Genomic DNA, 11,617 nt, shown 5'->3' on the forward strand with positions numbered 1-11,617 from the left:
TACGTGGATGATTTATTAATGTTTTTTTTGCTTGGCTGCATTGGTTATATCATGTACCGCGGCATTACTGGAAAGCCAATGCTGCCCTTTCTGGCCAACAGGAAGAAAAAAGATACCGATCAACGGTCTGTTAAAAAAATCAAAGAACTGAAAGGTGATTTTAAAGAGCTTATCGGCTTAAAGGACATACATGGAAATCTCCTGGAGTTAATACCGGAGAATAACATCCGGACTTTTGTAGGTGCTATTAAATGCAGACCGATTAATTATGATCTCAGATCGCTTCAAGAACAAATTGAGACAGACAACCGTTATGAAGAACTATTAGCGAAACTGTCTCTTGGACCAGGGCGCGAGGTAAAGTTCGCAATCCACGTACAGTCCAGACCAATCGAGTTAATCGACCAATTAAAACAGTATCACGAAAATTTCAAAGACTTAAATGAAATCGCGCAGCGTTATGCGCAAAGTATGTTCTATCCCTTTTTGGAACAATGGCAGAACTCCGTTGATGAATTTAGTTACTCAAGGTACTTCTTTCTCATCCTTGATTATTCTCCAAAGATGTTGGAGGGACTTGACGAAGATAGTATCCTAGCAAAAGCCCAAAATGAATTTCTGCGACTCTCCGGAAATGTGATTAGTTCTTACAGTTTAATGGGGGGAGCATCAGATGTGTGTGACGCAGAAGGTCAGCTCGAATCGCTCTATTTTGCTACACATAAACGTAATGCTTCCATCGAAACTATTCGATCGATCCTAAATCGACCAGGACGTCTGTCCAATGTCGTGACATCAAATTATGAGCGAGAGCCTTTCCGAGTAATCGACGACATGGAAGAATTGGGGGATGAAATTGCTTAAAATTAAGAATCTGTTTCAAAGATTCCGAGGCAAAAAAACGGAGAAAATCGATTTAAGTAAGCTTTCAACGCATAAAGGTGAAGATGATTCTCTCGTTCCTACGCTATCCTATTTTGATTTGGTTGGACTAAATGGACTTGAAATTCCGTCAAATATTAGAGACCGTGGCTATCAAAATGAGGGGACGTCTGGGGACTACCCATTTAGAACCTTTATTCTAGATTTTGGTCCAACTACATTATCAACCGGGACTCTTGATGCACTATATAGAGCAGGAGCAGTGAATGTCACACATTATCTGACGAAATTGACAAAGAGCCAAGCTGTACGTTTGTACAAGCAGGCAGCTACTGATGAAGGCTCAAGATTGCTCAACATGATCAAATCAGGGAATGACATTGAAGCTCGCGAAGCTCAGAAATCTCTCGATGCTGCGAACCGCTTATTAGAAGAAATCAGTGACGGTTTCAACGATGGTTTTTTAAGTACTTGTCTTGTTACCATTTTTGCTCGTGACGAGAAGGTCCTGGATCAACTTGGAATGATTATGCAAGATAATCTGATTGGGAATGACCACCATCTGCGTATTGCATACAACAGGCAAAAAAGTGGATGGATTTCTACACTTCCCATTGGAAATAACAGATTTACCGATAAAAACGACCGTCGCTTTATGGATCGAACAGCTATTGTTGCAGCATCACCCTTCTACAGTTCCGAAATTCCATATAGTGGGGGCGTTCCAGCAGGAGTAAATCAGCACACCGGTACTATGGAGTTCTTGAATGTTTGTGCAAAATACTTACCCAATTACTCTTCTTTAATTGTTGGCGCGAGTGGATCAGGAAAAAGCTTCTTTAATAAATTTGTTTCCAGCTCCCAAATCCAATTGGGTTATAGAATTTTTTCGATCGATCCGGATGGGGAAAACGGGCCAATTTGTAGACTATTAGGAGGAAGAGAAGTAGAAGTGCGGGAAAACGCCGACGTCTGCTTAAATGTCTGCGCGATTACTGAAGAGGAAGTAGAAATCACACTTCCGACTGGTAGAAAGGTTAATCGTGTAGTTGTTCCAGTTGGACCAAAGACCGGACAACTCGTTAAGTTTTATGACAAAATCATGGAAGGCCTTACTCCGGAGGAAAAGGCAATTGTTAAGGTAGCAATTAAAAATACATTTAATCAGTTTGGTATCACTGAAGATCCGAAATCCTTATATGAGCCTGACAAAACGCCACAGAATATTAATGGAGAGATCACTTATATTCATGTTCGAAAAAGAGAAATAACATTAAGTGATATTTACTGGCAAATGCTTCTGGCTACAACGATCAATCCTGACAAAAACACATTCGCATACGAGCAGCTCAAAGATCCTCTAGCTGATCGTCTACTTCGGGTATGTCGTGGTTATCTCCGTGACTTTCCCGATGGTAAATTGCTTGATGGACAAACCAGTTTTGGCGACGGCCATTCGGTCGATAGCTTACTTGATAATATTAGCTGGATAAACTTCAATATTAAAGCGATTGAAGGCAGCGACATCTACGATATCGTCATGCACATACTCTTTGTTCTAGGATGGGAGTATTTTGTAAAACGTCCTTCCCTAAGAAAGTATCATAAACGCATAAAACTTGAGGAAGGATGGCGTATGAAACGGGTGCCCGGCGGCATGGAATTTGTCGAAGATTCTTCCCGTCGAAGCAGAAAATACAATGCTGGAATTGATGTAATTACGCAGGACTTAAACCCATTCATTGATGACGACAATGGGAAAGCATTGGTTAAGAACGCAACCTCTGCAGCTTTCTTCAGAATTGGGCAGATCGAAATGGATGAGCGGCTACAGCTCAAAAGCATCTTTAACTTGAGCGATGGTGAACTAAATATCATCTGCCAACGTCCGCCTGAAGATGAAAACGACGATAGCAGAGGCATGTGTATTCTTCGAGTTGGAGGAAGCACCGCTTACATCAAAGTTACCGTTAGTGAAGAAATGCGCCACTTTATCGATACAGACCCTGATTGGCTATATCAACACGGACTCCTGCCTGAAGTGGAGGAAGCAGTATGAAGAGCTTCAGCACAATTGCTAGGAAACCTTTTCATTTCTTATCTATCAAGAAATACATGGTTTCAGTCATTCTGTTGGCATGCATTTGTGGTTTTTTCATACCTGTCGCATTTGCCGGCGATCCTTGGTACATCAAACCGATTACCTGGATTCTCGATTTTTTGCTCGGCTTACTTGGCGGTATACATGATCCAATGGACCACGTGTTTAATGGAGGATGTGCGCCTGCAGATAACTACTTTCGGGGTTGTCCAGATTACTCCGTCATGGGTATGTGGACCGAAGGACAATTCAAGCATGTTATTTATCGTGGATTTATGCTTTTTTCCGCCTTTGCATTTTTTATGATTACTGCTTCTATTATCAAGTCTGGCGTGCTTCTATCCCTAAAAAGTCTATCATCGACGATGAAATTTGAGGTAAATGACGCCCTAATAAAATCTATCATTGCAGTTGTCCTATTGTTTCAGTTCTTTACTCTAACCGGCGCTCTTTTTAAGGCGAACAACCTCATAGTTGATCTTGTGAAAAGAGATTTGACGGGCGGAATAATTGTTAAAGATTTTAATAACAACGTCATCGAAGGTGATGGTCTCGTTCTAACAAATGAACGTATTGTCATGAGTGATCTCAATACTGGGATGAGCCAAATGGAGTCACCGATATCTGAAGCTGCCGTTTCTCTCGTAGCCAAAGGCGTTTCAATATGGTGGGAAGTATTTTATTTGCAGCGAAAATTAATGATCGGGTTGCTTCTCGTTCTCGCACCACTTTGGATTTGTTGTTTGTTTTACCCCAATCTTCATTCGATAACCTTTACCGCCATGAAAGAACTTTGGTCACAGATTATCGCTCAAGCTCTACATGCTTCTCTATTTTGGTTCTACTTTCACATCATGGATGATCAAATGGGCTGGTTCCAAGCTGTAGTTGCAATGTGTCTCTTTATTCCGATTAGCGAAAGCGTTCGATTTATTTTCGGTGCAACTTCCGGAACTGGTGGAAAACTTGCGATGATCGGTACCCTTACCGGAGCTGCAGGATTGATGAACATGACTAAAGCAGTAACAAGCCTCGGGAAAGGAGCTCTTAATGCAGGTGGTGCACTTGCTGGTCAAAAATCCGGAGGATCACAGACTGGACGCGGAGCCTCTTCTGGTGGCGGTTTTGGTCCTGCTCAATTCGGGCAAAGTATGCTAAGTGGATCATCATCTGCAGAACGAGGAGGCGGAGGAATAAACCCTTCTGTCGCGAGGACGAACACGCCTTTTACAAGGCGACTGCGTGCAGCAGGAGAGTTTGGCGCCGGCATTGGGTCAGCAGCTCTGCGTTTGGGTCTTGGCTTTGCTGGCTCTGGACTAGGCCCAGCTGGAGCTTTCATCGGAGGAGAAGTAGGGGCGAAAATGGGAGACAGGGCAGGTTACAGTGCAGGCGCAGCAAGTTTTGTTGGCTCTAAAATTGCTTCCCAAGGAGCCGTTAACGGCGCAAAGAAAGTGGCTGCACATGTAAAGCAAATGCCGGGCACTTACCAATCTGCATACTCAGCTCTAACACCAAGAGACGGGGATGTTCCAACAAGAAAAATCCGCGCTCTAGGCAGCGCAATCCGCGGTCAAGGGAAGCAACCATTGAGTCCGCAAGATGAAGCTCACTCATTAGCCTTAAATCGTGAACAATCAGCTGAACGCTGGGGGGCTGCTGGAGAAGTTGTCATGGGAAGGGGCGGGTATGAGCAGGGAGATGCGTTTGCTAGAAGAAACGTACCCGGCCGTAAATTAAGCGCAGGTCGACTAAATGATATGAAGCAGTCCGGAGTTAAGTCTGTTTACACTGTTGAAAACAACAATTCAAGCGTTCTAGCCTATAAAAACCCTAACGACAATTCCTTCGTTCCAATTTCAAACTATAGTCGAGGAAATTCCTCACTTCAATCCGGCCAAACCGTCGTTACACAGTATTCAATTGAAGGGGAGGGGAATTCAGTTCGTTTGGCTCCTGTTAAAGAACAGGTCGACGTTAAAGTAGAAGGCGGCGGTTCCTCAAAACCAGAGTTTGCTCCAGTTTCATATCTTTATAACAATGGTGGCAAGAGTGCATATAACGGAAAAACTGCCGACCCTCATCAATTTATTGGGAGTGGAAATGAGCAGAAGTCCCAACATGTAGATTTGTTACGGAAAAAATTCGTAGACAAATACTGACACGTAGTTTGAGAGCCCTACTGTCAAGTAGGGCTCTTTTAAGGAGTGAAAGATTTGGATCAGAACCAAGATGGCCAGGATTCAACAGTTCGACGAATAGGTCAAAAAGGGATGGATGTTGCTAAAGCTTTTGCCAAGCGTGCCATTAAAGAAGTTGCAAAAAAAATAATCAAAAAGATAGTAAAAGTCCTTTTTAAACTAATTGCAAAAGCTATCTTGAAAGCAGTGATTTGGTTTGCTGCTACGATTGGTTTACCTGTAACGATCGCCATTGTAGCAGTATGCTTTTTTGCTGGTGCAGCTGTCTTTATCGGTAGTCTATTCGGATGGTTCGATGACGATAGCAATGTCGACGTAGAAGCATTAAAAGCACGATATGAACAGTCAGTAATTGATACATCAAGCGAATTTCCAAAGTATCGTGTTCCTATATGGATTCTTCAGGCAATCGATAATATTCGCATATTAAAAGAAGACCGTGAGCCTGATCAAATCGATCCGGAGGGAATTGCTGAGAAATTAACTGCTGAACTGTTCCCCAAAGAATTGAAGAATACAATTACAATTAACGGAAGTGTGACTTCATCTACTACGATTAAAGTTATGGAAAGAGCAATTGCTTGGAATCGAGACTATAAATATACATATGATTTGATTACTGATGAGCGAAAGACTGTGAGCAAATCACGTACAACTGGGTCTGAAGAATCCGGTGGTACATCTTACGATGATACTACAATAACTTTCACTCATTTTGAACTTCAATCCGAAGTTCACACGTACTCGCCAGAAGCTATTACGATTGAATATTTCTACGAACCCTATATTGATACAGATTACCGCAGTTCTTCTCGACCACTTAAAGCCAAGGATGCTGGTGATGAAACTGGTACGTCTAGTAGAAGCGTGACAACATCAACTTGGAAGAAAAGCCCTGAGATAATTAAAGATGTTGAGTGGTTAGATGAAGATTCCTACGTTGAAACATTTACCTACAGTTATGCGATGAGCACCAAGAGCGACTCCTCAAATAGTACTGTAACTTTGAATGAATTTACCGGAGAATCTGAAAGCAGTTCTACAACTATTGAAAAAATTAACACTTGGAAGATCAAGAAAGATGAAGAAATAGTTGACTTCACAAAATTTAATGATGCGCTCATTGCTTACGGATATACGGTTGGCGATTTTGATTATCTACATGATGCGATTGAAGTCAATGACCCTAGTTTAAACTCAATTGAAGGGTATGATCCGCAGTATCTGCTTCCCAATGAGGATGGATTCGGAGGTTCAGATGGTGGAAACGGAGGTGGGGGTTATACTGGTGGTACAATTGCCGAGTCTCCAAACATTCCTGGCAGTAAAGAGTGGGCATACCCCACTCTCACGAACGCAGTGGTCACAAGCCCTTATGGCTGGAGGATTCATCCAGTTAAGAAAATACGAAAATTGCATAAAGGAATTGATATTGCAAGATCCGACAGAAGTAAGGATTACCCAATTTATGCTGTCGAGGCGGGAACAGTAACCTGGGCCGGGTTTAAAAATGACGGCTATGGCTACAGTGTCATGATCACACATCGAGATGGAGTGGTAGTGCGGTATGCACATATGGTCGCGGGATCGTTACAAGTAACAAAAGATGATGAAGTTAAAAAGGGTGCTGCATTAGGGATTATGGGGCAAACAGGCCTTGTAACTGGTGTTCATCTCCACTTGGAGGTATATGTGAACGGGAAAGCAGTTAATCCTGCTGGGTACTTAAGGAGGGAACCATGAAGAAATTAATTATCATAGGGATCTCTTTATGGGTCATTGCAATTTGCATTGTAATTATTATGAGTCGAACAAAAAATGAAGGATCTGAGGTACCTGTAGTGCCAAATGTTCTGCCTGAGAGTATTTCGATTGATGACGGATCTGCTGCTGAATGGGGAGACGAATTTGAGGAGACTCTTCCTCCAGAAGTTGTTGCAGAACAATTTTTTCAGTTCATTAACATTGGCGATTACGATACTGCATCTGGCTTTATTGAACCAAATGTTTTAATGGACTATATTTCATTCCATAAAGAATTGAGTCCACAAGATGCATTCATTAGTTATATCAAACTCTTCAATCCCAATGAGTTAAAATCATTAAGAATATCTAAAAGTAAGTGGGACGGCTATTATCAAAAAGTAACTGTTTCAACTAAATTGAATACGGATAAACCAAACACATATACACTTTCATTTCGTGAGTTTTCTGAGCGTGGACATAATGGTAAAGAAAAATATTGGCTAATTGTAAAAATAGACAATTAATCGATATTAAAATGATCAGTATTCATTGACGAAACTGAGCCTACGGTAAATATCGTAAGCATTCCCGTATGAACTTACTATAAGGTAGAAACCACATAAACTTTCCCGGAAATGCAGAATCCGAAAAAGTTTAAGTGGTTTTTTCTTTCCAATAAGTAAACAGTCAAACATAATTCTCAAAGGATGTTGCAATGTGAAGATGACAAAGTAGACTATCAAAGTTGTCTACTGCTAATGCTTCAAAAACGTTAATCTCCAGCTCAACCCGATGCCTCTCCGCAGATGCTGCCGCATCGGCATCGCGCTCCCAAATCGCCTGCGTCTGCGTAGTACTTCAAAGTCCCAAACACTTTAAATTACCCAAAACTCGTATTTACATGATGACAAGCCAAATCTGTTAATGATGATGTGAAGAGCCGTTTGCGTAAATTGCGCCCGTACGGATCTGTGAGGGGTAGGGGCACAATCCGCGACGGAGAGGCCCCGCCTACTCGACCAATTAATTATGAAAATAGTCTATTTTTGTCGTTAAATTAGTAATGTAGTAATCTGTACCATAAAATTGTTCGATGTTATAGTTTATGTGTAAATAGATTAATAGATTTGCTAAAGGAGAAAGAAGTGAGGAAAAAATTCCTTCTGGGCATTATTGTCATTGTAGCTTGCATCGGAGTAATTACTTTCATTACAAACAAAAGATCAAAACCTCATGAAATATCGTTAAAAGAAGCATACAGTATTGGATTAGTGGAAGCAAAAAAGTGGAATAATAACGCTAAATTAATTTATCTGACCAGTGTTGATGATGCTAATACTTTTAAAGGATCCCAGGGTAGTAATGGAAAAAGATATAGTTGGAACATGATCTTTGGAGACATTCAAAAACAGAACGTACTAATCCTTAATGTAAAAAATGGAGGTGTTGATCACAAACAAGTTTCTTCGGATTCAATTCAAGAAATTCAACTTATTGAACAAAATGATCTCATTCTAGATTCAACGGAAATGGTGGAGTTGGCAAAAAAAAATAAATTAAAACCGGGGGTGGAATGGGCTAAAGGCTATCATTTTACAATTGAAAAAGATGAAAATGGCTTTTTCTTCTCTGTGGTTGGGTTAAATAAGGATCAAAAATTTACGAGATTATATTTCAATCCAAAGACGGCTTATCGGACAGGCAAGCCACAAATCAAGTTAATATTGGGAGGAAACTAATATGAAAATTAAAATTAGTGCGCTACTTCTATTATTCTTGTTGACAATTGCTCCTATTGCAAATGCCACAACATTGTCTGTTACTAATCAGGATGTTACAGGTTATGTGGCTGCAACTGGCGCAACTACTTATCATGGCACAACTCCAACTCGGTATTACACAGCCGCAGTTCATCCTAAAGTATCCGGTGACGCAAATAGTGGGACTATTTTTCCTTTTGGAGCAATCATAACTACTACAAGTGCTCTTACTCTTGCCCCTGGGCATTCACGGACCACTTTTAGAGTAGAAGATATGGGGGATGTAAATTACACCAGAGGATTAACATTATGGTGGTTCGATGTTTACTTTGGTGTTAATAATGCAACGAACACATCAGACGCACTAAGCTTCGGTAAACAAAAAACCGATTATTCGGTCACTTACTAATATCAAAAGAAATTAAACAGGAATTTACTCAACTAAAGTTGTGTTTTCAAATCTTCTTAAAATGAGGTTAACCAGTTAATTTTGGTTAACCTCATTTTGCTTTAATATGCCACATCCGGACGTGATGCCAAGCTTATAATTTTCATTGATAGCTTTCCCTTACATTTTTTCGTGCTCAAAACTTTCTACTTTTGTGGATGTAGTGTCCACTTTTAATTTAATTGTATCTCTACCGTAAGGCGGGTTATGTGGACCCGTAAAAGTCGTTAATACAACCTTAACTGTAAATATGGAACTTCCCGGTTGCAGTGTCTTTATTTCTATAATTTTTGCTGAATCATATAACTTTGGCTCGCCATAGTACCCGACGATTGAATTTTCAATTGCTGGATTCAGTAGAGCTATTATTAATTTATTTTGTTCTTCTTCACTTGATGAGGTTGCAAAAGGTGCGGCCGTTGTTGATTGTGCAGCTACAAATAACAAAATTGAAAATAAAATTAGTTTAGATATTCTTCGCAATTGTGAAAACCCCTTAAGTTAATTTTTGTACTGATTAATATTATTATTCCCAATAAGTGAAAAGAAATTCAAAGTAGCCAGCTCGAACAGGTACACGGACAACAAGGCTGTTGCTAATTGCTGATTTTCGAACTAAGAAGCAGGGAGGGAAAGCCGGACGTTGGATCGGAGCGTCGGCGAAGCGTGGTGTCCAGTAACAGAATAGTCCGAACTATGCAATGTCCTCGAAGCCATCAACAGAAGGACGTTTATCGCAAATAGTTCGTATTGTGATGAAACGGCAGATAACACGCTTTTACGAACTGTTTAGTTCTATAACACGATACTCCAGACTTTAACGAGAGTCGCTGTTGAAGAACCAGGGTATAAGTGGAGATACTGGAAAGGAGTTCATTCAAATAAATACGAACTAAATGGACTTTTTCGTAATGAAGGTTATAGAAGTTCGGATTTAACTGGAACTGGACACGTGGCCATACGAACCGTGTCCAATGTCACAAATGTACCCCCAATAACATTCAAGCGGTAAAGGGCTTCGCAATTGAATGAGGGTAGTTTTGTGTCAACAGGAATTGCCGCAACGCTACCCGCAAATTCGGCAAATTCAGAAGGCTGTTGCTATGGAAAGTGGGGCTTGCTCGGCCAATAATGACTGACTTCTTTAATGAGGGATTGTTGTGTCACCATAGATGGTGGTTTTGTGTCATTAGACAAACCGACAGCGCAGCGCAAAGCTTCAGCTGCTCGACTATTGCATAAAAGCCGTATTTTATACATATGTCTTCGAGCTTAAATAACAAAACTTCCTCTGGTTGCAAACAACGATGTCAAGAATCTGTACTGATTATTATGAGTCCCTTGCCCATGGTTCTCGCCGCAATTGGCAATTTTCCAAAATAAAAAGCCAAGGCATTTAGCCAAGGCCCTCATATACCGGTGCTTCCGGATTTTGGTTTTATACACCCGCACAACTTAGAAAATGTAAACCCATTTTGTTCTTACGAACAGCAAGATGAGTTTATAGTCGTACTTACTGGAACTTTATGCACTACCACAACATTCGGCCGTTGTTCCAGTAATAACATTATTTGAATTCAACAAGTTCCCAGCACTACAAACACCTGTTTCAGGTAAATCCAGCTCTACTTTCGTAGCAGCCTCCCAATCACCGGTGAGTGCCGCGACAATGGATCTGACTTGCTCATAACCGGTAGCCATCAAGAACGTTGGTGCTCGGCCATAGCTCTTTGCGCCAACGATATACAAGTTGTGTTCTGGCTGACGCAGTTCTTTTTCACCATGCGGTCTAACAGTACCGCAGCCTCTGTTGCTACTGCTGCCCGTTACTTCAACAAATTAATAGGAGCTGCCGTATGGCAAGCTCCTCTACTATCGTTCCCCATTAGGATTCCTGTAGAGCGTTAATTTTGCGCTTTGCACAAAAACGAGCGCCTCCGGTACGATGGGGTAGTCACGGGTCATAGCCCTTTTGCCATCTTAAGGAGGTCGCTCTACTTGAAGTTTAAAGCTCAAGCCAAACATAATCAATTGCTCGAACACATTTCAACCCAGCATCTGGTCGTCGGTATCGACATCGCACAGCAGTTCCACGTTTCAACTTCCGTGGGGTCCTGCTTGGCTCTCCCCTTCACTTCTCCAACGATGACGCTGGCTTCAACCTACTGCTTCAGTGGATGAAAGAACTGCAGGAAACGCATCAACTAATCGACGCCATCAACGGCATGGAACCCACAGGCCATTACTGGCTCAGCCTCGCTGCCTGGCTTAAAGATCGTAGCCTCGAGGTCGTGCTGGTGAATCCTCATCTCGTCAAAAAGAACAAGGAAAACCGCGACAATACACCATCCAAAAGCGACATCAAAGATGCCTTTGTTATCGCCGACATGGTGAAAAACGGCTACTACTCTTTTATTAAAGAAACCAGCGAAGTGTTCATGGAACTGCGCGTTCTCGTGGCAAATCGAGAGACCATCGTTCA

At 41.4% G+C, this 11,617-nt stretch carries 8 protein-coding genes and 2 pseudogenes; 8 read left to right on the plus strand and 2 right to left on the minus strand.

Annotated elements, in window-relative coordinates; all coding sequences use genetic code 11:
• The first annotated feature begins 3 nt into the window (after positions 1-3).
• The 7 genes from B0G52_RS25255 (at position 4) to B0G52_RS35395 (ending at position 9,096) form a co-directional block, all read left to right on the plus strand.
• A complete protein-coding gene (locus B0G52_RS25255; protein ID WP_094048433.1) occupies positions 4-864 on the plus strand; it encodes a hypothetical protein in 861 nt (286 codons plus the stop codon).
• Positions 851-2,941: a VirB4 family type IV secretion system protein gene (locus B0G52_RS25260; RefSeq protein WP_094048436.1), complete on the plus strand. Its 2,091-nt coding sequence runs from the start codon at positions 851-853 to the stop codon at positions 2,939-2,941. Before B0G52_RS25255 ends, B0G52_RS25260 begins: the two co-directional genes overlap by 14 nt.
• Positions 2,938-5,142, plus strand: coding sequence for a tape measure protein (locus B0G52_RS25265; protein ID WP_094048438.1), 2,205 nt, complete (start codon positions 2,938-2,940; stop codon positions 5,140-5,142). Before B0G52_RS25260 ends, B0G52_RS25265 begins: the two co-directional genes overlap by 4 nt.
• A 54-nt stretch (positions 5,143-5,196) precedes the next feature.
• Complete coding sequence (locus B0G52_RS25270; protein WP_094048440.1) at positions 5,197-6,924, plus strand: M23 family metallopeptidase; 1,728 nt, start codon at positions 5,197-5,199, stop codon at positions 6,922-6,924.
• Complete coding sequence (locus B0G52_RS25275; RefSeq protein WP_094048442.1) at positions 6,921-7,451, plus strand: hypothetical protein; 531 nt, start codon at positions 6,921-6,923, stop codon at positions 7,449-7,451. Before B0G52_RS25270 ends, B0G52_RS25275 begins: the two co-directional genes overlap by 4 nt.
• Before the next feature lie 621 nt (positions 7,452-8,072).
• A complete protein-coding gene (locus B0G52_RS25280; protein ID WP_094048444.1) occupies positions 8,073-8,666 on the plus strand; it encodes a hypothetical protein in 594 nt (197 codons plus the stop codon).
• Position 8,667: 1 nt separating this feature from the next.
• Positions 8,668-9,096 (plus strand): hypothetical protein, encoded by a 429-nt coding sequence (locus B0G52_RS35395; RefSeq protein ID WP_143762647.1) that lies wholly within the window; start codon positions 8,668-8,670, stop codon positions 9,094-9,096.
• A 159-nt stretch (positions 9,097-9,255) separates the two neighbouring features.
• Here B0G52_RS35395 and B0G52_RS25285 read toward each other — a convergent pair whose 3' ends face one another.
• Positions 9,256-9,618, minus strand: a complete 363-nt coding sequence (locus tag B0G52_RS25285) for a DUF3888 domain-containing protein (protein WP_094048446.1) — start codon at positions 9,616-9,618, stop codon at positions 9,256-9,258.
• A 1,041-nt stretch (positions 9,619-10,659) separates the two neighbouring features.
• Positions 10,660-10,938 (minus strand): annotated as a pseudogene (locus tag B0G52_RS36300) (glutamate synthase); the annotation flags it as partial.
• 195 nt (positions 10,939-11,133) lie between these two features.
• Here B0G52_RS36300 and B0G52_RS25300 point away from each other — a divergent pair.
• Positions 11,134-11,617 (plus strand): annotated as a pseudogene (locus B0G52_RS25300) (IS110 family transposase); the annotation flags it as partial.

This window comes from Cohnella sp. SGD-V74, assembly GCF_003001675.1.
In the GTDB taxonomy this organism is placed as follows: domain Bacteria; phylum Bacillota; class Bacilli; order Paenibacillales; family Paenibacillaceae; genus Cohnella.

Bases quoted from the DNA above. Each gene is read 5' to 3' on its own strand.
- B0G52_RS25260 (WP_094048436.1), top strand. From the start codon at position 851: ATGAAATTGCTTAAAATTAAGAATCTGTTTCAAAGATTCCGAGGCAAA.
- B0G52_RS25265 (WP_094048438.1), top strand. From the start codon at position 2,938: ATGAAGAGCTTCAGCACAATTGCTAGGAAACCTTTTCATTTCTTATCT.
- B0G52_RS25275 (WP_094048442.1), top strand. From the start codon at position 6,921: ATGAAGAAATTAATTATCATAGGGATCTCTTTATGGGTCATTGCAATT.
- B0G52_RS35395 (WP_143762647.1), top strand. From the start codon at position 8,668: ATGAAAATTAAAATTAGTGCGCTACTTCTATTATTCTTGTTGACAATT.